The organism is Lysinibacillus sp. AR18-8, from assembly GCF_001705465.1.
In the GTDB taxonomy this organism is placed as follows: Bacteria; Bacillota; Bacilli; order Bacillales_A; family Planococcaceae; genus Lysinibacillus; species Lysinibacillus capsici.
This window is the reverse complement of the sequence record NZ_MDGU01000005.1, coordinates 133,129-155,093: the sequence shown is the minus strand read 5'-3', so window position 1 is coordinate 155,093 and position 21,965 is coordinate 133,129. Positions and strand designations below refer to the sequence as shown.

At 38.1% G+C, this 21,965-nt stretch carries 20 protein-coding genes and 1 riboswitch; of the genes, 3 read left to right on the top strand and 17 right to left on the bottom strand.

Features of this window, described 5'->3' with window-relative positions:
- The first annotated feature begins 18 nt into the window (after nucleotides 1-18).
- Nucleotides 19-1,716: a methyl-accepting chemotaxis protein gene (locus BFM98_RS04300; protein ID WP_066036608.1), complete on the top strand. Its 1,698-nt coding sequence runs from the start codon at nucleotides 19-21 to the stop codon at nucleotides 1,714-1,716.
- Between the two features lie 38 nt (nucleotides 1,717-1,754).
- Nucleotides 1,755-2,141, top strand: coding sequence for an STAS domain-containing protein (locus BFM98_RS04295; protein WP_009370722.1), 387 nt, complete (start codon nucleotides 1,755-1,757; stop codon nucleotides 2,139-2,141).
- 569 nt (nucleotides 2,142-2,710) lie between these two features.
- Here BFM98_RS04295 and BFM98_RS04290 read toward each other — a convergent pair.
- The 14 genes from BFM98_RS04290 to BFM98_RS04225 form a co-directional block, all read right to left on the bottom strand.
- Nucleotides 2,711-4,057, bottom strand: a complete 1,347-nt coding sequence (locus BFM98_RS04290; protein WP_066036662.1) for a sodium-dependent transporter — start codon at nucleotides 4,055-4,057, stop codon at nucleotides 2,711-2,713.
- A gap of 219 nt (nucleotides 4,058-4,276) precedes the next feature.
- Nucleotides 4,277-4,864 (bottom strand): ECF transporter S component, encoded by a 588-nt coding sequence (locus BFM98_RS04285; RefSeq protein ID WP_036080135.1) that lies wholly within the window; start codon nucleotides 4,862-4,864, stop codon nucleotides 4,277-4,279.
- Nucleotides 4,865-5,082: 218 nt separating this feature from the next.
- A riboswitch (FMN riboswitch) is annotated at nucleotides 5,083-5,268 on the bottom strand.
- 143 nt (nucleotides 5,269-5,411) lie between these two features.
- On the bottom strand, nucleotides 5,412-6,698 hold the full coding sequence (locus BFM98_RS04280; RefSeq protein WP_048391284.1) for a hypothetical protein: 1,287 nt from the start codon (nucleotides 6,696-6,698) through the stop codon (nucleotides 5,412-5,414).
- Nucleotides 6,695-7,228 carry an RNA polymerase sigma factor SigX gene (sigX, locus tag BFM98_RS04275; protein WP_009370717.1) on the bottom strand — a complete coding sequence of 178 codons (534 nt, stop codon included), beginning with the start codon at nucleotides 7,226-7,228 and terminating at the stop codon, nucleotides 6,695-6,697. Before sigX ends, BFM98_RS04280 begins: the two co-directional genes overlap by 4 nt.
- A gap of 78 nt (nucleotides 7,229-7,306) precedes the next feature.
- Nucleotides 7,307-9,082, bottom strand: a complete 1,776-nt coding sequence (locus BFM98_RS04270; protein ID WP_066036607.1) for an ATP-binding protein — start codon at nucleotides 9,080-9,082, stop codon at nucleotides 7,307-7,309.
- Nucleotides 9,075-9,791 (bottom strand): response regulator transcription factor, encoded by a 717-nt coding sequence (locus BFM98_RS04265; RefSeq protein ID WP_004232215.1) that lies wholly within the window; start codon nucleotides 9,789-9,791, stop codon nucleotides 9,075-9,077. The genes BFM98_RS04270 and BFM98_RS04265 overlap by 8 nt, the downstream gene beginning before the upstream one ends.
- Before the next feature lie 114 nt (nucleotides 9,792-9,905).
- Nucleotides 9,906-11,087, bottom strand: a complete 1,182-nt coding sequence (ccsB, locus tag BFM98_RS04260) for a c-type cytochrome biogenesis protein CcsB (protein ID WP_048391290.1) — start codon at nucleotides 11,085-11,087, stop codon at nucleotides 9,906-9,908.
- A complete protein-coding gene (gene resB / locus BFM98_RS04255) occupies nucleotides 11,084-12,760 on the bottom strand; it encodes a cytochrome c biogenesis protein ResB (RefSeq protein ID WP_066036606.1) in 1,677 nt (558 codons plus the stop codon). Before resB ends, ccsB begins: the two co-directional genes overlap by 4 nt.
- A gap of 6 nt (nucleotides 12,761-12,766) precedes the next feature.
- The gene (resA, locus tag BFM98_RS04250; RefSeq protein ID WP_004232210.1) at nucleotides 12,767-13,306 is read right to left on the bottom strand and encodes a thiol-disulfide oxidoreductase ResA; all 540 of its coding nucleotides are present in this window, start codon (nucleotides 13,304-13,306) and stop codon (nucleotides 12,767-12,769) included.
- Between the two features lie 317 nt (nucleotides 13,307-13,623).
- On the bottom strand, nucleotides 13,624-14,355 hold the full coding sequence (locus BFM98_RS04245; protein ID WP_004232209.1) for a pseudouridine synthase: 732 nt from the start codon (nucleotides 14,353-14,355) through the stop codon (nucleotides 13,624-13,626).
- A 300-nt stretch (nucleotides 14,356-14,655) separates the two neighbouring features.
- Nucleotides 14,656-15,243, bottom strand: coding sequence for an Asp23/Gls24 family envelope stress response protein (locus tag BFM98_RS04240; protein WP_241490018.1), 588 nt, complete (start codon nucleotides 15,241-15,243; stop codon nucleotides 14,656-14,658).
- A 105-nt stretch (nucleotides 15,244-15,348) separates the two neighbouring features.
- The gene (locus BFM98_RS04235) at nucleotides 15,349-16,419 is read right to left on the bottom strand and encodes a D-alanyl-D-alanine carboxypeptidase family protein (protein ID WP_054550607.1); all 1,071 of its coding nucleotides are present in this window, start codon (nucleotides 16,417-16,419) and stop codon (nucleotides 15,349-15,351) included.
- Nucleotides 16,420-16,496: 77 nt separating this feature from the next.
- On the bottom strand, nucleotides 16,497-17,090 hold the full coding sequence (gene scpB, locus BFM98_RS04230; protein WP_048391293.1) for an SMC-Scp complex subunit ScpB: 594 nt from the start codon (nucleotides 17,088-17,090) through the stop codon (nucleotides 16,497-16,499).
- Nucleotides 17,062-17,841, bottom strand: a complete 780-nt coding sequence (locus BFM98_RS04225; RefSeq protein WP_066036605.1) for a segregation/condensation protein A — start codon at nucleotides 17,839-17,841, stop codon at nucleotides 17,062-17,064. Before BFM98_RS04225 ends, scpB begins: the two co-directional genes overlap by 29 nt.
- Nucleotides 17,842-17,896: 55 nt before the next feature.
- Between BFM98_RS04225 and BFM98_RS04220 the strand changes: the two genes are divergently transcribed.
- The gene (locus BFM98_RS04220; protein WP_066036604.1) at nucleotides 17,897-18,403 is read left to right on the top strand and encodes a DUF309 domain-containing protein; all 507 of its coding nucleotides are present in this window, start codon (nucleotides 17,897-17,899) and stop codon (nucleotides 18,401-18,403) included.
- On the opposite strand, the gene BFM98_RS04215 is transcribed toward BFM98_RS04220, so the two are convergent.
- The 3 genes from BFM98_RS04215 to BFM98_RS04205 all read right to left on the bottom strand — a co-directional run bounded on the left by BFM98_RS04215 (nucleotide 18,400) and on the right by BFM98_RS04205 (nucleotide 21,964).
- Nucleotides 18,400-18,771 (bottom strand): GNAT family N-acetyltransferase, encoded by a 372-nt coding sequence (locus tag BFM98_RS04215; RefSeq protein ID WP_004232192.1) that lies wholly within the window; start codon nucleotides 18,769-18,771, stop codon nucleotides 18,400-18,402. The genes BFM98_RS04220 and BFM98_RS04215 overlap by 4 nt on opposite strands.
- A gap of 199 nt (nucleotides 18,772-18,970) precedes the next feature.
- Nucleotides 18,971-20,290: a diaminopimelate decarboxylase gene (gene lysA, locus BFM98_RS04210; protein WP_066036603.1), complete on the bottom strand. Its 1,320-nt coding sequence runs from the start codon at nucleotides 20,288-20,290 to the stop codon at nucleotides 18,971-18,973.
- A 225-nt stretch (nucleotides 20,291-20,515) separates the two neighbouring features.
- Complete coding sequence (locus BFM98_RS04205) at nucleotides 20,516-21,964, bottom strand: spore germination protein (RefSeq protein WP_004232186.1); 1,449 nt, start codon at nucleotides 21,962-21,964, stop codon at nucleotides 20,516-20,518.
- Nucleotide 21,965 lies beyond the last annotated feature (1 nt).

Genomic DNA, 21,965 nt, shown 5'->3' with positions numbered 1-21,965 from the left:
AAAATTGGGGGCGTTTTAATGAAGTTATCTATACGAAAGAAAATGAATCTGCTTATATTTGGTTGTATTATTTTACTTACTTCCCTTTTAGCAGGAGTCAATTTTTTTGTTGCCAAGAACAATCTATTAGAAAGTGCTGATACAAAGCTTTTATCAGATATACAGTTGAGCTATGAATATTTAGACGCTAAATATCCTGGTGAATGGTCCATTAAAAACAACCAACTCTATAAGGGCGATATCAATATGGTAGAAAACTTTGAGGTAGCTGATAAAGTTGGAGAACTCACAAACGGGAATGCTGTATCCATCTTTCAAAACGATACGCGTATAAGTACCAATATAGTGGATAATGGTGAACGCGCTTTAAATACAAAGGTTTCTGACGAGGTTGCTACTGTTGTACTAAAAGAAAAAAAGCGCTTTATCGGTTCTGCCAATGTCTTAGGAAGTTTGCATCAAGCAGCCTATGATCCGATTGTAAATAGTCAAGGCGAGGTTATCGGTGTATGGGCAACCGCTGTCCCTACCGCTCCTTATATAAGCATTGCCACAAAATCAGCACTGGAGAATGTAGCGATTTCCTTAGTGATCGCCATTGTAATGATTGGAGGAATTAGTTGGTTCTTACAAAAGCAAATTGTTAATCCTATTAACATTCTAAGTACCAATGCCAAGGAACTAGCAGAACTAAATTTAAATGTTAAACTGTTAAACCCTAAAGGCAAAGATGAAATCGCTGAATTAGCACGCGCATTTAGTAGTATGAAAAATCATTTAACAGAGACGATAAAAATTGTGGCTGGTAGTGCACATCAAATTGCAAAGTCATCACACACTTTGGCAGAATCATCACATCAAACAAGTGAAGCATCTAATCAGATCGCACTAACAATGAATGAAATCGCCGTTGGTACTACCACTCAATCTGATCAGGCTGAACGAATAGTTTCAATGATGCAAAAAACGCTTGAGGAAGTATCAAAGAGCTTACAAAAAGCTGAAATCACTTTAAATAGCGCTATCGAATCCACTCATATCGCACGTAAAGGAGAAGAAGCCATCAATGAAGCGATTATGCATCTAAGTGATGTTACGAAAACAGTGTCTTATGCAACAGATTCTATCCAAAAATTAGGCAAGCGCTCTGAAGAAATTGGTGGTATTATTACCGTTATCACTGGCATCGCAGAACAAACGAATCTGTTAGCACTAAATGCGGCCATCGAGGCAGCACGAGCAGGTGATCAAGGGAAAGGTTTTGCTGTCGTTGCATCAGAGGTTCGTCAATTAGCTGAACAGTCAAGTTTAGCAGCTGGACAAATTACTAATCTTATTAATGATATCCAAGCGGAAACATCTGTGACCGTACGAACAATGGAAAGTAATTTACTAGCTGTCGAGGAGCAAGTAACGATCATCAATAAAGGCGGAAGTGCCTTAAAAGAAATCGTGGAGAAAGTTGTCGAAACTGAAGAAGGTGTCGAACAAATGAAAGTGGCATTTACACATGTTAACGACAACTCCCTAGATGTGCAACAAGCCATTCAAGATATTTCTCGCATCATCGAGGACGCTGCAGCAGCTACAGAAGAGATTGCCGCAACCTCAGAAGAGCAATATGCGACTGTTGCCGAAATTACACAAAGCTCAGATGAGTTATCATCAATTGCTGATAAATTACAAAATGAAGTGAATAAATTTAAGTTTGAATAAATCCCCAAACAAGAAAAGAAAAATGGAGGCGCTATAGGATGAATCAGAAGAAAATTGCAATGAATATTGACACAAAGGCTGATTATATTGTGATTGCGTTTACAGGCGATTTAGAATACGGGATGATTGAAGAAATAAAGTCAGAGCTGCAAACACTTAGCTTAGACACAAAACACGGATACATTATCGATATGCAAAGGGTAACAAATATTGATAGTACTGGATTCGGTATGATCGTTAATTTTGCTAAGAAGGTGTCTGTAAAAGATAAGAAAATCGCCATTATTGTCGTCGATGATTTCATTCGCAACTTATTCGCTATTTCACAGGTTGATAAAGTATTCCCTATTGCCGAAAGTGAAGAACAAGCAAGGAAGATTATTAAAGAAGATTGGCTAGGTGAGCTATCACTTAACGATTATTAATCTCTATAATCATAATAAAAGGTGTATTCCTATTAGACGGAATACACCTTTTTATGTTGTTAAAAAAAGAAGAAGTCAACGGTAGAAATAGCAACTTTGCAAGGCGAGAGGTTGATTTCCGTTCCGCCAGCGTCCTTTCCAGGGGGGCGTCCGATGAGCCGCTAAATCCCATAGGAGTGACGCTATCAACCATTCTCCAAAGTGTCTTTACCTCATAGTAGCATAGTGATCAAATCACCCATTATCTGGATTCTTAGAGGGGATAGGCTCTTATTTTCAATGCGGTGAAGTGCTGAGTGACAACACCTCTTCATAAAGAGTAATGAACTCCTTTACTTTATTTGAAAACCTTTACTAAAAAGATTGAGATTTTTTGGGTTGGTGTGGAAGGCTTCTTGACTCCCGTGGGTTAACGAGACAGGTGAGCCCCTACACGGAGGAAGCTGCTAGCACTCGCCCACAGGAAAGCAAGTAGCCTTCAATAGAAATCCATTTCTACCTTTCTATTGGCTGTTATGTTTTTAACACTAAGAGAAGGTATTTTTCCTATGGCAGAATATACCTTTTCTTTAATACTGCAGTAGCATATTAACAAACACAACTAGAATGATAATCGGTACAACAACTAGCATTAACATACGATATGTCGAATAATAGCCTTGTCCCATTTGACTACCCGTTAGCAATTCTCTCTTCACAAAATCTTTATCCACTACATAGGCAATAAAAATAGCAATGAATAAATTCCCTAGCGGAAGCATGATATTCGACACTAAAAAATCGGTTGCATCAAAGATACTTTTCTCAAAAATCATTATATCCGATAAAACACTCGAAGAAAGTGCTGCTGGAATAGCTGCAATAAATACGACTATACCAAGTAAAAGTGTCCACATTGGACGGGATTTCTGACTATGCTCCATAAATGCCGCGACGATAATCTCATATAAACTAAATGATGACGTTAATGTAGCAAATAAAAATAGCAATAAAAACATGGCTAAAAACACTTCACCAAATGGCATTTGACTAAATGCTGTTGGTAGCACCATAAATAGCAAACCTGGACCCGCTGCTGGCTCTAAATCAAAGGCGAACACAACAGGGAAAATCGCTAAACCTGCTAAAAATGAAACAAGCACAGTTAACAGCACTACAGAACCCGCTGAATTCGGAAGACTGACATCTTTTTTTAGATAAGAGCTATATGTAACTAAACAAGAAAAGCCTACTGCTAACCCAAAGAACGATTGCCCTAGGGCTTCTAATAATGCCTTACCCGTAATATTCGAGAAATCAGGCCATAAGAAGAATTTTACCCCTTCCATTGCCCCATCTAATGTAACTGCACGCACAACAAGGACAATGAACATTATGAAAAGTAACGGCATCATCCATTTATTGGCCTTTTCAATCCCATTTTGTACACCTAATGAAATCACAAGTACGTTGGCTAATGTAAACAACACTAGACCAACTAGCGTAATCCAAGGCGTGCCTATAATTTTTCCAAATAATTCAGTTGGATCTACTGCTGGATCAATTACCGCGCCAGCTACACCTAGCCCGCTATAAATAAAGATCCAACCTCCAACTACGCTATAAAAAGTTAATAATAAAAAACAGCCTAGCACGCCCATTCGACCAATCCAAGCCCAGCCTGGCTTAGTTGGAGCAATTTTTTTATACGCTGTTACAGCCTCGGATTGTGTACCACGTCCTAAAACATACTCGGACAATAACATCGGTAGTCCTATTAACAAGGTAAATAACACAAAGATAAGGAAAAATGCTCCTCCACCACTTTGTCCTGTTACATAGGGAAGTTTCCAAATTGCCCCTAGTCCGATCGCCGCACCAGCTGATGCTAAAATAAAACCTAATTTACTAGACCATTGTCCTTTTTTTCCACTCATCTCTTCAAACTCCTCAAACATTCTAAACTCTTCTCTATTTTACATGAAAATATAGCTTTCGACTAGGTTATAATTATAAAGTACTAGTTAGCTTTTTTACCCCATTACTTTTTTCTATATTTATCCGTTAGTTTTGCCTTTCTATTCTTCACACCTTTCCCTATCCATCATTCCTTCCAACAAAAAACCTCAGGTATGTTCACCCGAGGTTAGTAAAAATTATTTTGTTATATAGATAGAACGCTGGCGGTCGATCCACTTGCGCATAGTTGTAAATAAAAACGCCATAATAGCCGTTAATAAAATACCTTTCACAATGTTAAATGGTAAAATCCCAGCGATAATCATTTTATAAAGTGAGTCACCTACAACAGGTTCCATTCCTAAGAAGTATGTGTACATCGGTAAAAATACTGCGTAGTTTAAAATACTCATCCCTACTGCCATTACGACTGTTCCAGTCGCTAAACCTCCAACAAGACCAGCAATTGTTTTAAAGCGATTAAAAATAAGGCTTACAGGCAAAATAAATAAAATACCTGTTGCAAAGTTGGCAATATGACCTACTGGCACACCTGTTGGCGTTCCAGAGAAAATCCAATCCAATACATTTTTAAATAATTCTACTAAAATACCAGCTACAGGCCCCATTGTGATGGCTGCTATTAATGCAGGCATATCACTAAAGTCGACTTCCAAGAATGCTGGGAATGGTGGAATTGGGAAATTAAAAAGCATTAATAAAAACGAAATACTGCTCAGCATGCCAATCGTAATAAACGATTGAAGTTTAACATTTTTCTTCATAGAAAACTCTCTCCTCTTTGCTGATTCAATCTCGCAAGAAGAAAGGTGACGATCTTTCAATTGTTAGCACGAAAAAAACCCTTATGCATAAAGAGCACAAGGGAGAAAGGCATGACGAATAAGCGTCAATTTAAACTATTTTTGAGCACTGTTTAAAAAGCCATACAAAAAAAGCGCTCGGTCATAGTTTATTTCATAACAATGAATGACGATCGTACCTCCATCTTCTCCCATCCAGACTTTAACTGTCGGCCTCGGAATCACACCAAGTCAGCCATGCAAATAAATTTGCACAGGTCGCGGGCTGAAGAGCGAAGCATAAACCATTCGAGTTAATGGAAACATTAACGGTTCACCACTCTATTACCGCCGGTCGGGATTTTCACCCTGCCCCGAAGATGAATCATATTATTTTATACTACAACCTTACTATAATTAATTATTAAGAAAAAGTAAATAGTTCTGCTTAAAAAATTCCGATTAGATTTGTAAGTATTGTAAAAATGGAGCATTCCATGTTACAGGAATGCTCCATTTTTGATTTTGACTAAGGCATATATTGTTTATTTGGCCCCACAGGCTTTGGCAAATACGTTTTTAAATCGAATCCTTCCCAGCTTTCTTGGACCACATTATCCAAGCGTAATTGTTGGTCAAAGCTAGCAGCAGTTAACATCATAGCTTCAATTAATTGGGTAGCGCGAATTGGCTCCATCGATGCTAAATCTAAGGGAATATCGAATGTTACGACTACACCTTCTGCTTCCTCTTTCACGGTATATGTTACGTTTTCAGGAACGACTGTTACATAAACATCATCATTTTTGTTTTTCATTAGTGTAAGTGCCTCTGTAACATTAGCAAATGTCTGACGGAAATCTGGTGACAGATATTCTGCCCCACTACCATCTTGGTATAAATAATAATTAAAATGCTTGGCGTTTGTTAATGACATAGCTTGACTTGGCTCACCCTCTTGAGAAAACTCATAAGGTGTGCCATCTTCATTTTGAATCTCAACTTCCGTATATTCAGAATCCGAGAAGGTATCCTCTAAAGTCCCTTTGTACTCATTAACGGTAGCTGACGCAACATCATAGTCATTGTCCTTTGGTAATACGTGGACAAGCTTGTCTTCCTTCTCCTTCAGTTCACCTTTAAAAGGATGATAATCCGTAAACCCTTTGGCTTCTTCATCTATTTGAGGAGCATATTTTTCATACATCTGTAGGGTAGAAGGCTTTTCTGTTCCAAAATCAGTTGCTACACGCTCATTTGGTATCACATATGTCATTGGAACACTTTCTGCATCGCGTCCTGCCAAACCAATACGGAAAACGACAGCATCTTTCACATCTTCCTCATAGACAGACGACCGTAAAGATAACATACGCTCATGCTCCGATACAATACTGGATTGAAGTGCCTCATCCTGGGTAGCTGCCTCTTTAGCAGAACGATCTTCCTGTAACGTAGAGTAATTAGCCGTTTCTGGCGTACTAGCTAGATCTTTTTGGCTAGCGTCATTATTCATGAACATGAAGCCAACGAGTACCGTTATCGCGAAAACTGCTGCTACACTCGTAAAAATCGGCATTTTTCGGAACTTAAATCGTGATGGTCGTTCATCTTGAATCAAAGATTTACTTGCTTGTTGTGCTTCTTCATTCTCTATAGGTTGTTGTATCGCTTCTTGTAGGTGACTATTATCCTGCAAGCGAGCATCTGCCATTAACCGATTTAATATTTCTTCTTTTGAACGGCGGTCAGAAAGCTTAGGGGCATTGTTCAAGACATGTTCAAGCTGTTCATCATCAAATGGCTTATGTGTCATTGCCGTTTCGCCTCCTGTTCTCTAATCGGCTGTAGCTGTTGCCTTAAAAATTTAATGGCTCGATGCTGGGTCGTTTTTACCTTAGCTTCTGTCCAATCTAGTATTTGCGCTGTTTCTGCAATCGATAAATCTTGAAAATAGCGCATAATAATGACCATTTTTTGGTCTCCTGTACAGTTTTCAAGTGCTGATTCTACCTGCATAAATTCATCACTGGCCTGTAGCATATCTTCCGGTGATGGCGTGGTTGAATGGAGCTGTTCCGTTTCCCAGTCAAAGAAATCATGTGAATGCTTTTGACGTACAGCTTGCTTTCTAAAATGATCAATTGCTACATTTTTAGCAATAGCAAATAGCCAAGTTTTCTCACTACTATTGCCTGCAAATTGATCGTATGAGCGCAACACTCGTACATAAACTTCATGTGCTAAATCTTCGGCAAGTGTACGGTTTTTTACTAAATATATTAAAAACTGAAACACGTCTTGGTGATATGCATCGTATAGTCGATGGAACACGGAGTCATTCAAAGCACTCCACCCCCGTTCTATAATATTTGTCGTCTTACATTCATAGAAGTTACAGCCAATTAATAGCAATACTTGTTATTAATCGAACGGTAAATAAAACGTGAAGGTCGTACCCTCTTTCAACACACTGTCTACCATAATATTACCTGAGTGTGCCTTCACAATATTTCTAGCAATGGCTAAGCCGAGACCAGTTCCACCCTTGGAACGAGTACGTGCCTTATCTGCTTTATAAAAACGTTCAAAGACATAGGGTAAGTCCTCTTGAGGAATGCCATGTCCTGTATCTTGAACAGATATTTTAGCAAATGTCGGCTCCTGCTCTACTTTTACAGTCACAGACCCTTCATCTGTATGTCTCAGGGCATTGTCAACTAAATTTGTAAGCACTTGTTCAATGCGATCCTCATCTATATTAATCATGGCCTCGTCATTAAATTCACTCTCAAACAGCAGACGAACGTGCTTTTCTTTTGCTACCTGTGCAAATTTTTGTGTAATACGTTCAAAAGTAGAATTAATTGGTAATTCATCTTTATAAAGAGTCATATGCCCTGATTCCATACGTGCCAAATCTAATAAATCTGTCACAAGGCGACCCATTCGCTTCGATTCATCATAAATAATTTTGGTAATCTCATTTCGCTCTTCCTGATCCTGAATAAAATCGTCATCCATTAATGCTTCTGAGTAACCTTGAAGCATGGCAATCGGTGTCCGAAGCTCATGAGAGACATTCGCAATAAAATCCGATCTTAGTTTTTCTAAGCGATGCTGTTCAGTCATATCACGAATAACAGCGACAGCACCACGTATCATTTCCCCACTATAAAGAGGACTAATGGTAAATGTATAATAGCTGCCATCCATTTCAATTTCCTCTTCTAGTTTATCCTCAAACATCAGTGCATGATCAAGCATATGATACAGCTCAGGTGGAATTGGTTTAGCACTTTGGGAGCCTTTGTTGACAAACCATTTTTGCATCAGACGTTCGGCTGGTGGATTACTTAATAATATTGTACGATCTCTATTAAACGTAATCACTGCATCTGTCATAGATGTCAAAATATTAGAAAGCTGTTCGTTTTCTTGATTGATAACCTCTAAATTATGCTTTAATTGACGGCCCATTTGGTTGAAGGCAACGGCAAGCTGACCAATTTCGTCATTTTGGGTAGTAGGCATTTTCGCTTCAAAATTCCCTTTTGCAATTTCAAAAGCTAATTCACGCATTTTTCTTAATGGCGAAGTTATACGTGAAGAAAGGAAGAATGCGAAGAATGTCGTCAACACAAATGCTATGAAGGCTGCTAAAAAGACAATTTTCGTAGTTTCCTTAGACGTTTTATGTAGCGCATCTGGGCTTTGGTAGATGAAGACAGCTCCATGTACTGCATTTTCAACATTTAGGGGAAAACCAAGTACGACATAAGATTCCATCTTTTCTTGATCAGTTGAAGAAGGCATCATCATTTCTTTAATAATCGGCTCATCTGATTGAAACACTTCATGAAAAGATTTATTGGCTAATATAGTATCTTGTATTTCTTTTTTGTTGACACCCTCTTGCATCGCAAAGGACACTTCAACATGACTGATAGCGATCAATGCATTGGTTCCTGTAGGTAAAATATCTTTTAATAATTCAGAGGTAGATTCGGCTGTTTCATTGTCATCTACTATACTTGCTACCGTTGCTGCTGTTTGTCGCAATGAAATTTCTGCTTGCTGCATATGGTAATTTTGAAGAAATTCAAGCATTAATACCGTGAAAACAAATAATACAAATGAAACGAGAAGCAATATGGTTACCCATAGCTTCCCGACAACACTATTCCATATTCTATTCATTGACAACCTCAAATTTGTATCCAACGCCCCAAACCGTCACAATCATTTTAGCAGCGTTTTCAGAAACTCGGTTGAGCTTTTCACGTAAACGTTTTACATGTGTGTCTACTGTGCGTAAATCACCAAAGAAGTCATAATGCCATACCTCTTTTAGTAGTTGTTCACGGTCAAATACTTTGTCTGGCGATTTCGCTAAAAAGTACAGCAATTCATACTCTTTCGGTGTTAAATTAACCTCAATGCCTTCTGCAGTCACACGATGTGCATCATGGTCAATCATTAAGTGTTGGAACACCACTAAATCTTTTGAAGAAGATGCATTAGTCGTTGGTGAGAAAGCCTGTGAACGACGTAAAATAGCCTTCACACGTAACACAACCTCACGAGGACTAAATGGTTTTACGATATAGTCATCTGCACCAAGCTCAAAGCCTTGTACACGGTTCGCTTCTTCGCCTTTGGCAGTTAATAAAATAATTGGTGTTGCTGCGCGCTCTCGAATTTCTGCACACACTTCTAGCCCATCTTTTTCAGGCATCATAATATCAAGTAAAATACAGTGATACTCTTTTTCTAAAGATTTCTCGATCGCTTGTTCTCCATTTTCGGCCTCGTCAACAAGGTATCCTTCTCGCTCAAGATACATTTTTAATAAGCGGCGAATACGATCCTCGTCATCTACTACTAATACTGAAATATTTTCTGACACTTTCACGATCCCTCTCTTCCATCTTTCTCTAACTTCTATTGTACATGGTGTGACACATATTGAAAAGAAAAGAAAGCCTCTTCGCTACAGCGAAAAGGCTTGTTGCTTCACAGGTTACGCGTAGGAGTGTAAACCTGCAAGAATTAAGTTAACAGCAATTAGGTTGAATAAAATAATCCCAAAACCAATTAGTGCTAACCAAGCAGATTTTCGACCTTCCCAGCCTTTTGATAGACGTAAATGCAGGAATGCTGCATAGAATAACCATGTAATAAGAGCCCATACTTCTTTTGGATCCCAACCCCAGAAACGACTCCAAGCAATTTGTGCCCAAATCATCGCAAAGATTAAAGCACCAAGGGAGAATACAGGGAAACCAATCAGCACTGAACGATAACCAATTTCATCAAGTAATTGTAAATTGACACGTTTAACAAGTGGTTGGAAAATGGCACTAATTCGACGGCGAGCAATTAAACGAATTAATAAATACAACACAGATCCTACCAATAATGACCAAACAACGGTTGTTAATTTTTTAGCATTAATTAACGCTGGCATTTCTACTAATGGCGACATGCCATGTTCTTCTATCACTTCATATTCATTCATACCGAATACTGGAGGTAAATTGTAAATAATTTTACGAGTAGTACCTTCTTTATCCACATAATTATAGCTAGACTCATAATCCATAGCACTAAATGTAGATGTTACCGCGACAAATCCAACAACTACTACAAGACAGTACATAACGGCTTCTAACCAAAAACGTTGTTTAGAGGGCTTTGTTAAATCTACTACTTTTAATAAGTAAATAAGTCCTGCCACAGCACTAATGGCTAAAATAGATTGCCCTAATGCTGCTGTAATAACGTGAATTGTTAACCAATGACTTTGTAATGAAGGCACTAATGGACTTACTTCTTTCGGGAACATTGCTGCATAAGCAATAATCAAAAGTGCAACAGGCAGTGCCACTAATCCAAGTGCAGTCAAACGATAAATAAAATAAATTAAGATAAACGCGCCGACAATGAACATACCAAAGGCAGTTGTAAATTCGAACATATTACTTACTGGCGCATGTCCTGTATAAATCCAACGCGTAATAAAATAGCCAAGTTGTGATAGGAAACCAATAATAGTAACCACAATGGCAAGCTTGCCCCATTTGCCAGTATTTTTACCAGTAGCATTACCTTGCTTAATTGAACCACCAAATAATAATGTCGCAACTAGATAAGCAATAAACGCTACAAATAGTAAGTTTCCACTTAAGTCAATCAAACTCATAAGGTGTTGTCACCTTCCTTTTCTTTAATGCCACCATTAGTGGACTCTTCGCCAGCCTCATCTTTCTCTAACTGATCTTTATACGGAGGCAATGCAGCAAATGTTGTAACAGCATCTAAATCCTTTTTCATGCTGAACATATTTTTGTTGACATGGGCAGCCATTAACACACGGCCGTCTGGTTCCACTTGAAGCCATAAACGACGATGATTCCAGTAAGAGCCAATGGCAACACCGATCATAAAGATGACCCCACCAACAAACAGAATAGGGATGGTACTATCTTTTCGCACCGTAATACCTGACATATCACGCATCTCTGCACTAGCAAATTTCATTCTGTATTTATTTTCACCCAGTGGTTCTAAAGGAGGCTGCATAATTTCAACAAAGCTTACTTCTCCTTCAGGAGTTTCTGGTGTAGTCATTTTAAATAAAAATGCAGGATTATTTGGAATAGACGTTTTAGTCTGAGGTTCTCCATTTTCAAATCCATCAAAATCAGGTGTATAGACAAGAATTTGAACGGATGAACCATTCCCTAAATCATATTCTTTTTTAGGATTTGTTAAATCAATCTCTACCTTACCTAATGATTTCTCTGTCGTCTTATTAATTAATTCAAAGTTCATCTGTTTTAATTCATTTAGACGATAATCCATCTGGTAAAGAGCAAAGCCATCTTCTTTCAAAGGATGGTTTACACGAATAGAATAGTCTTTTACTTTTTCTAGATTTTCCGTATCCCCAGGCAATGCGTCTTCAGGTTGCTTGTAAAGTGTAATATCGGTCTGGAAGTTTTTAGCCACTACATTCACACCCTGTTTAACTTGCTCACCTTGAGGTGTATTATCATGTGTTTCTAAAATAAAGTCACGGTTTTCAATGAAATAGCCTTCCATTCCAGTGATAGCTCGTGTTTCACCTTCACGCACCCATATCGATTCATCAACATAGAAGCCTGGAACTAGACGTAGCATGACCCCACCTAAAAAAATGATGAGACCTACATGGTTTATGTACGGACCGTAACGAGAAAAGCGTCCTTTTTCAGCTAAGAGAGCGCTACCATCTCGACGAACAGAATACTTCATCTCAGTCATTTTTTGAGCCACTTTATCAAGCGTTTCTTCCGCACTCGCTGACACTTGTCCTTCTGCAACAATGCGCTGACGCTTCATAAAGCTTTCATGTCTTTTAACACGTTGATTCTTTAATGATTTATAAAGTGGAATGCCTCGGTCAAGACTTGCCACTATAATTGATACTGCTAGCATACCAACTAAAATCTGGAACCACCATGAGCTATATAAATCCGAAAGCCCCAACGTATAATAGATTTTACCGAATGTACCATATACGTCTGCGTAATAAGCCCCCTTCTCCATATCAGAAGCTTTTACGTAAAACTCTTGCGGTAGTAATGTTCCGACTGAAGCAGCAATTAATGTGATAATAATTAAGGATATACCAACTTTAACACTTGAGAAGAAATTCCATATTTTATCAACAAATGATTTGTTATATGTTTTGGAACGAATGGCCATACCATCATAGCGCATATCAACAACTTTATTTTGTTTTTCTTCTTCGGTTAAAGGACGACCACATTTCTCACAAAGCTTCGTGCCGTATGGATTACTATGACCACAAGCACAAATGATTTTTTCCATCGTCATTTACTCCTTATTTGGCTTCACTAATTCCATGTACGAAGCAATATCTTTCTCCGTCATTTCACCTGTAATAATTTTGGCCACTTTGCCTTCTGGATCAATTAACACTGTTGCAGGTAATTGTCCTACATTATAAGCAGTCATAACACTTTTTGTTTTGTCGATAACTACTGGAAATGACAACCCATATCGATCGACAAAATTCTGTACTTCAAAATCTGTTTGAGCAATATTGACAGCTAATGTTTGTACACCGTGATCTTTAAATTCTTGATACTGATTGTCCATTGCGGGCATTTCCTTCTCACAAGGCTTACACCAAGTTCCCCAGAAATTTAAAAATACCCCTTGCCCTTTATAATCCGACAATTTATGTTTTTCACCGTTTAAATCTACTAACGTGAAGTCAGGTGCCTCAGAGCCTACTGCTACTAACTCTACTTTTTCCTTTGTTGCTGTTCCATATACTGTGTACCCGATTGCCAACGCTAACACAGCTAAAATGACAGTTCGCAGTACAAGACGTTTTTTCTTTTTCTCCAAGTTAATAAACCCCCTATCAATTACGGCTTGCGTTGCTTTTACATATTGAAGAAACAAATAGAACTTTTTCACTCTATATACGTCTATAAATATGTAAAATCTTCTTTCACATTGACGTCAACAATACCGGATTAAATGTGTTACAGCTTTTTTGAACAAACTGCTACTAGGTGTACTATTCTCACCTATTATAGCAAAATGATACAAAAACACTTAGCTATTAATTATGAATGATTTATGAACGATTTCACCACAAAGAAAGTGTAAACATCCAAATACCTCTATTGGTATCCACACTTTCTTCTGGCAACATTGCATTAATCAAGCTTTCCTGTTTCTGCTAACACACGTAGTTGCTTTACTTCATGCTTTGATAATTCACGGTATTCTCCTGGAGCAAGACCAAATAAATCTAAAAAAGCAAAGCGTTCGCGTTTTAATTTAACAACGGGTGTTCCAATCGCTTCAAACATACGACGAACTTGGCGATTGCGCCCTTCATGAATCGTGATTTCACAAATAGCTTTGCCCGCTTTTTCATCGAAAGATGTCATACTTACCTTAGCAGGTGCTGTCTTTCCATCCTCTAATTTGATCCCTCGTTGAAGCTTTTTAAGCCCTTCAATTGTTGGCACTCCTTTGACACGAGCGATATATGTTTTGTCAATTTTAAATTTCGGATGTGTCAACATATAGGAAAATTCTCCATCATTTGTCAATAGCAATAATCCAGATGTATCATAATCAAGACGACCAACTGGGAAAATACGTTGCGGAATATGATGAAATAAATCTGTGACAGTTTTGCGTCCTTTATCATCTGTAACTGCAGAAATTGTTCCACGTGGTTTGTAAAGTAAGAAATATACCTTATCTTCTTTTTCTAGTTTTACACCTTCTACTTCAATTGTATCGGAATTAGATACCTTTGTTCCTAACTCACGAACCACTACACCATTTACTTTAACTTTACCTTCTAAAATCAATTGCTCTGCCTTGCGCCTTGACGCAACACCTGCATAGGCAATGACCTTTTGTAATCTTTCCATTTTTTCACCTCTAGTTTTCTTTCACATTGACACGTTCGTCATCATTCGATTTCGATCCAATGAATAGGGTTATTTTTCCCGCTAATCTGTGAAAATTATGTCATACTTTTAGACATTATTAAAGAAAAACAAATTTCACATTTTTTAATTGAGTATTCCGACTAATTTCTCGTTCGTTAATTTCTTAACAATTGAACCGAGATTTTGTTTTGTTTACTAGCAGTATACTCATTTGATAATCATGCGAATCGATTGTAAAGTGTTTATTTTGACACAAAAAAAGCTACCATTCGGCAGCTTTTATCTGTATACATTTTCAATTGTTAGGCCACGTTGCTTTAACTCATTGGCTATATAGTTTTTAGCCAGTACCATGTTGCCTGCCAAAGGTTCCTCCATTGTGGAACCATCTTGAAATGTAAAAACCAGATGATCAGGCTTTGTCACACCACTTTTTTCTAGATTAACCTGCTCAACTTTCACTATTTCTTCCCACTCAACAAAATTTACTTTTAAACTAAAAAATGGATTCATATGAATACCTCTTGAATCTATCCATTTATAAGTATTAAAGCTTAATGCGATGAAACCTAAGGCAATTAATAAGGAAGTAGATACTAGACCACGTTTTATATTCTTTCTTTTTTTCGTTTTAGGTATGATCAAATAATTGATTAGTAGTACGAGGGCCATGACAAATAAAGAGACCATAAAGATAATATAAGCATTAAAATAAGGTGCAAAATAATAAAATTCATTAGGTCGATATAGTATCTCTTGAATTGGATATAGAAGAATGACAGGCACAATTAAACTTGATAAGAATAAGATAATGATTAGCCCAAATTGAATTTGCCTACCATTACTTTCCATTGAAGCTTTCCTCAATTTCCTCACCCCCTTTTTTCGAAAATTAAGAATTTTAAATTCATTATCATTTTACCAAATTTAACATCAATTGATCAAATAATGTAAAAAATCAGCAAATCGTTTTTAACGATCCGCTGATTCAACTTTTACTGGCGTTGCATAAATCCGTTCTTCTCCTATAAAGATAGACAAGACTGCTTCTTGGCGTTTCCTTGAAACATGTAATACTTGCCTCACCTGTTCTTTTTCCTCTTTATTTAACTGTAGTCGAACGGGCTCTTGTAAACGAATAGCCAACTTTTTATTGACATTGTATTTACCCTTTTTCACTACTGTTTCAAGACTATAATCTTGCCATACTTTATTGGATAAGCCTCGATGTACATTCCAATCATCTGATTCATTTAATGTGACGACAACGCAGATTTGCCCGTCCTTTTGAAAGGCCGTTGCAAGTGTTCGTCCAGCGACCTTAGTAAAGCCCGTTTTTCCAGCGAAAGCAGTACCAGTGGCTGACTTTAAGGAACTAACAGGCTGTTCTGTCTCATCATCTATATCTGCTGCCATTCCTGAACCCTCTCTTAATAGACGGTGTTTATTTTCCCATAACATTCCGTTTACTGTATTTGCCCGATAAAGTACCGTTGAAGCGATTTTCTCAAATGTTTTATTTTGCAACGCAAGTCTTAACATCTCAGCAGTATCTCTTGCAGACGATAAATGCTCATCATGATGAAGACCAGAAGGATTCATAAAGACGGTATTGGTAAGACCTGCAATAACAGCTCTTTCATTCATTAATTTGACAAAACCCTCTACAGACCCTCCTACATGTTCGGCTAAAGCTGTTGCAGCATCATTGCCAGAACGTAGCATTAAGCCATACAATAACGTTTCAACTGTCACCGTTTCACCAGCCTGTAGGTAAATAGAGCTCCCCTCAGCCATAGCAGCCTTAGGGGATATAACGACTTCATCCTGCAAGTCACTATTTTCAATTGCCACAAGTGCTGTCCAAATTTTTGTGAGGCTAGCAATAGGTAATCGTTCATCGCTATTGGATCCAATTAAAAGTCGACCTGTATCGCCATCCAAGACAGCATAGCCGCTTCCTCCTCTTGCAAAGCTAGTCTGAGGAAGCATTACCATTAACACAATGATCATAAACAGTGTTAAACGAAATAACCGAAGCAACGAGCCACTCCTTATTCAATGTGATAGGAAATTATAGATTTAAATTTATGTTGAAGGCTACGCATTATACCTAACCATTATTTTGCTCCGCTAAAAGTCTCTTGGAACTTCGTCATAAATAAATCTGTTTCTTGTTCTGTATCAGCAAGGTCCTCTTCAGGTAGAGGAGGCATTTCTTCTATACTATTTAAGCCAAAATAGTGTAAAAATTCTTTTGTTGTTCCATATAAGATGGCACGTCCAGTCCCTTCTGACCGTCCTACCTCTTTAATTAATCCTCGTGAAACTAATGTTTGGATTGGTCGTTCACACTTCACACCGCGCAAATCTTCTATTGCTACACGTGTAATGGGCTGTTTGTATGCCACGATCGCTAACACTTCAAGGGAGGCTTGAGATAAGGATTGTGCGGTTGGATTTTCTACTAATCTTTGAATCGTATCGGCAAACTCAGATTTTGTAATGAGCTGATAAACGCCTGCAATTTCTTTCACCGTGATTCCTCTTGTTAAATCTTCTTCGTAGGTTTCTCTCAATGTATTCATTGTTTGCAGAATCAGCTCTTCCTGCTCTCCTAAGAGTTGTGAAAGTTGTTTAATCGTTAAGCCATCATCTCCCACAACAAATAATAAGGCTTCAATTCTACTCTGTAACATCAAAGTTTTCGTCATCTTCCCATTCCTCCTTCTGTAAGGTAACCGTTAATTCTTCAAAGTTACCATCTTGCTCTACGATGACGACCTGACGTTTCATCAGTTCAAGTAGGGATACAAACGTCAGAATAAGTGTTGGCTTATCTTCATAGGGAAAAAGCTCGAAAAATGATGCACGTCCACCTGTTAATCGTAAAGAATCCACAACAGAGCGCATTTGATCTTTTACTGATCGCTCCTGCCTTGCTACAGTTGTTTTTAATGGTTTCTTTAATTTTTTGCGACGCATCAATTTTTGAAATGCTCCAAGCATATCATAGATATTCACATTCAAATCAAATAAAGCCATCTGTTCTTCTGAGGCTAATCCTGTTAAATCAGCAGGTGGCCTCGTAAATACCTGTGCTCGGTCTGTTTCAAGCTCCTGCAAATTACTAGCTGCTTCCTTGTATTTTTTATATTCGATTAAGCGTTGCACGAGTTCTTCACGAGGGTCAGGGCCGTCCACTTCTAATTCTGCGTCCTCCATCTCTCCTTCGTGAATGGGCAATAACATGCGGCTTTTAATTGCCAGTAACGTTGCTGCCATTACTAAATATTCACTTGCTTCATTTAACTCTAATACTTGCATTGCATGTATATGGTCGATATATTGTTGTGTAATTTCAGCCATTGGGATATCATAGATATCAATTTCCAATCTGTGAATTAAATGCAATAATAAATCAAGAGGCCCTGAAAAGGCTTCTAATTTTACTTCATAAGACATTATTTTACCACCCTGAGATTCTATGTTCTTTTAGTATAGTGGAAAGGAGTCCAAAATGCATCCACAGCATCATACTTTATTTATAGATTACTGTGCCTATTTTAATGGCAATCAAGATTTTTTTGAATGCCATGAAGTGCTAGAGGAATATTGGAAGGAAATTGCACCTGGCGATAAAATGCATCCGCTTGTCGGCTATGTGCAGCTGGCAACAGGTTTCTATCATTGGCGACGTGGTAATAATACTGGTGCTAAACGAATTTTAGAAAAAGCACTTCATAACTTTCAAGAAAATGAAGGGCATGTTTTTTTCCAAGAAATTGATTATCTTGAACTCCTAACACAAATAACAAAAGCTATCACTTCGATTGAAATGGGCAAGTCCTTTCAAACTTTCCAGCTTCCTCTCTCACCTCACTTGCTGGATTTAGCCCTAGCACGTATAAAGCTTTTGCCATCAAATAGCTCAAATTATCTTCTTCATAAACATATGCTTCGAGATCGCTCACATATTCTTGCAGAGCGACAAGAAAGCAAACAAAGAAAAAGCAGACGTTGTTAATCGTCTGCTTTTTCATCGATACAATGAATACATTTTTGAACAAAACTACGTGTTTCATCTGTAGCACGCACACTTTCATATTGGCCAAGTTCCGCCACTTCTTGAAGCATCTCCGTTGCTACGCCCTCTCCCCTATAGGAAGGGATCACCGACACGTGCTGGATTGTGGCTATATTATGCTCGTCAACAACAAGCCCTACAATGCCAACATATTCATCATTCTTTTTCCATAAGTATAAAACCCAATTATCGTCATTTTCATAGGAGTGGATGGTTTCTGTAAGCTTTTTTACGTCTTTTTCGTTAGGCATAAATGAAAGTAGCCCCATTGCTATTTTCTCTAAAGCTTTTTTATATCGAATTAACATATTTGTCTATTCCCTCTTTTTCTAGCTGTACATAATCTTTGACTATCCTACACGATTTGTACTTTTACCGCAAGCCAATTTCTGTCTTACGAACCAGGTCCGAGAATACCTTTCGACGCCAACACCCAATAGACTACGCCCCATAATAAAATAAATGTTGTAATGGACGCTAGTAATACCCACTTATTTTTCCTCAAATTTACTCACCCTTTTTTAAAGTTAGCGGGAGATCGTTTTGCACAATATCTTCATAACTTTCGCGGCGAATAGCTAGTTGATGCTGTCCATCCTCTACAAATACAACTGCAGGTCTTGGCACACGATTATAGTTACTAGCCATCGAATAACCATACGCACCTGTACAGAAGATGGCTAACACATCACCTGAAGCAGCATCTTGTAGTTTAGCATCAATAATTAATTTATCGCCAGATTCACATAATTTACCAGCAACTGTATAGAGTTCATCTTTCGGCTCGTTCGCCTTACTTGCGATGACTGCCTCATACTTAGCGTCGTATAATGCAGGACGGATATTATCGCTCATACCTCCATCGACAGCAATATATTTTCGCACATCTGGCACAGTTTTTTGTGAACCGATTGTATAAAGAGATGTTCCTGCATCACCTACAAGTGATCGACCTGGTTCAATCCAAATTTCCGGCATCTTCAGTCCAAGAACAGTTGCTTTATTTTTGACAACTGTAATCATATCCTCTACATATACTTGTGGTTCAAGCGGTGCATCTTCTTCAGTATAACGAATACCAAAGCCCCCACCTAAGTTTAACACAGTACATGTAAATCCGTGAGTCTTGTTCCAATCAGAAATTTTGTCAATCAATTTTTCTCCAGCCAATCCAAAACCGGCAGTGTCAAAAATTTGTGAGCCAATATGGCAATGTAAACCAAGTAGCTCTAGGAATTCATGGTTAAATGTTTGTTGGAATGCTTCATCTGCTTGACCATTGTTTAAGTCAAAGCCGAATTTTGAATCTGCTTGACCTGTCGTGATGAAATCATGCGTATGTGCTTCAACACCTGGTGTAACACGTAATAATATACGCATTTTTTGCTGACGGCGCTCCGAAATATCTTTTAAAAGCTGTATTTCATAGAAATTATCTACAACAATACATCCAATCTTGGAGTCAAAAGCTAGCTCTAATTCAGCAATGCTTTTATTGTTACCATGAAAATGAATGCGCTCTGCAGGGAAACCTGCCTTTAAGGCAGTAAATAATTCGCCACCAGATACAACATCCAATGATAAATTTTCTTCTGCTGCTAATTGATACACCGCTACACATGCAAATGCTTTTGAAGCATAAGCTACTTCTGCTTTTACACCTAGTTTTTTAAACGTTTCGATAAAGCTGCGCGCACGCTTACGAATAAGTGCAGTATCATACACGAAAAGTGGTGTACCATACTCTTTTGCTAGCTCTAATGTGTCTACCTGTCCAATTGTTAAATGACCATCTTCAGAAATCGCTTGTGTTCCATATAAATGCATGTGCATCTCTCCCTTTTCACATCGTTCCATCTTGTTATTTTTACGGTTTGAAAGTGGAAGGGTTCTTTACTATATTAGAACCATTCCATCAAAAAATTATTTCCTTCACATATAAAAAAACAAATGTATAGTACTTGCTTTTTCTTGAATGAAAATAATTTTTGCAAAAATCACAAAATACTATATGTGAACTTTATCACATGAAAAAAACGAGTGCAACGGCTCCTATGATCTTTTTCGCTGTTTGGAAGCGACTACATAAGGTCTGAGTGCATCCGCTGTCATTGGGAAGCGAATAATGACGCGAAGCATTGCTGTTGGAAAGAATGGAACAAGCGGCCATAAATAAGGTGCCTGCATTGGTCGCAATGAACATAAATACGTAAACAATAAAAATAAACCAATAAATAACCCATTGACACCCCAGAGACCCGTCATCAGAAGTAGCAGTAACCTAAAAATTTTAATGGAGATACTAAGCTCATAGGACGGAATAATGAAAATAAGAATGGCTGCCACCGCTGTATAGAGAACCACCTCTGAAGAGAATAATCCAACATCAATCGCAATTTGACCAATGATTACCCCCGCAACCAATCCCATCGCAGTGGACAATGGTGACGGAGTATGAATGGCGGCCATCCTCAAAAATTCTATTCCAATATCTGCAATCAAAATTTGTAGTAATAAAGGTACATGCGATTTCTCCTCCGTACCTAAAAAGGAGAGGGCATCTGGAAGTAGGGATTCATTCGTTGCAAATACATACCACAATGGCAATAAAAGTAAACCCATTACAGAGCCAAAATATCGCATAAAACGTACAAACGTCCCTACTGTGGGTGCCTGACGATATTCCTCTGCATGCTGCAATAAATGAAACACTGTAACAGGTACTAAAATAACGGATGGAGAAGTATCGACTAATATAGCTATATGCCCTTCAAGTAGATGAGCTGCAGCAATATCAGGTCTCTCCGTATAACGTACAAATGGAACTGGGTGGAACTTTTGTTTAAAGAGCCATTCTTCTAATGATTTATCGGCCATCGTCAAGCCATCATGATTTATTTGTCCAAGACGCTGTCGTAAACTTTCGAGCATATCTTCATTGGCAACATCCTTCATAAACGCGATCGCCACGTCGGTTTGACCGATTTTGGATATTTTATGTAGCTCGAAACGTAGATTACTATTACGAATTCGCCTACGTATTAAGGCTGTGTTTTGAGAAATCCCTTCTGTAAAGCCATCCCTTGATCCACGGATAACTTTTTCATTATCTGGCTCTTCTGGAGAGCGTCCTGGATAGTTTCTAAGCTCTGCAACATAGCAATAGCCACTTTTAGTAATAAAGGTGACTTGTCCACTTAAAATGGCTAGTAAATAGGCTTTACGCTCTGTTTCTTCTGAACGTCCATGGAAATTAAAGTAAGACTCAAAATATTCCTTCTCATCCTCTACATCAATTTCAATGTCCTCATCTGGAAGCATGCTAGACAGCAACTGTGTTAAAGCTTCTCCATCTACAAGCCCACTAATATATGCACAAAGGACCGGCAAATCTTTGACAAATAAGTGTTTAATACCAACGTCAAACGATTCGCCGTCACCAAATTGTTCGATAAGAAAATCTTCGGCTTCTTCTAAGCTGTTAAATAATTTATTTGTCATG

Coding starts and splice junctions, on each gene's coding strand:
- resB (WP_066036606.1), bottom strand. CDS start 12,760: ATGGAAAAAATCATTTGTGCTTGTGGTCATAGTAATCCATACGGCACG.
- BFM98_RS04285 (WP_036080135.1), bottom strand. CDS start 4,864: ATGAAGAAAAATGTTAAACTTCAATCGTTTATTACGATTGGCATGCTG.
- BFM98_RS04295 (WP_009370722.1), top strand. CDS start 1,755: ATGAATCAGAAGAAAATTGCAATGAATATTGACACAAAGGCTGATTAT.
- BFM98_RS04290 (WP_066036662.1), bottom strand. CDS start 4,057: ATGAGTGGAAAAAAAGGACAATGGTCTAGTAAATTAGGTTTTATTTTA.
- BFM98_RS04205 (WP_004232186.1), bottom strand. CDS start 21,964: ATGACAAATAAATTATTTAACAGCTTAGAAGAAGCCGAAGATTTTCTT.
- ccsB (WP_048391290.1), bottom strand. CDS start 11,087: ATGAGTTTGATTGACTTAAGTGGAAACTTACTATTTGTAGCGTTTATT.
- BFM98_RS04215 (WP_004232192.1), bottom strand. CDS start 18,771: ATGTTAATTCGATATAAAAAAGCTTTAGAGAAAATAGCAATGGGGCTA.
- BFM98_RS04225 (WP_066036605.1), bottom strand. CDS start 17,841: ATGTCTTATGAAGTAAAATTAGAAGCCTTTTCAGGGCCTCTTGATTTA.
- lysA (WP_066036603.1), bottom strand. CDS start 20,290: ATGCATTTATATGGAACACAAGCGATTTCTGAAGATGGTCATTTAACA.
- scpB (WP_048391293.1), bottom strand. CDS start 17,090: ATGACGAAAACTTTGATGTTACAGAGTAGAATTGAAGCCTTATTATTT.
- BFM98_RS04220 (WP_066036604.1), top strand. CDS start 17,897: ATGCATCCACAGCATCATACTTTATTTATAGATTACTGTGCCTATTTT.
- BFM98_RS04270 (WP_066036607.1), bottom strand. CDS start 9,082: ATGAATAGAATATGGAATAGTGTTGTCGGGAAGCTATGGGTAACCATA.
- BFM98_RS04300 (WP_066036608.1), top strand. CDS start 19: ATGAAGTTATCTATACGAAAGAAAATGAATCTGCTTATATTTGGTTGT.
- BFM98_RS04280 (WP_048391284.1), bottom strand. CDS start 6,698: ATGACACATAAGCCATTTGATGATGAACAGCTTGAACATGTCTTGAAC.
- BFM98_RS04245 (WP_004232209.1), bottom strand. CDS start 14,355: ATGGAAAGATTACAAAAGGTCATTGCCTATGCAGGTGTTGCGTCAAGG.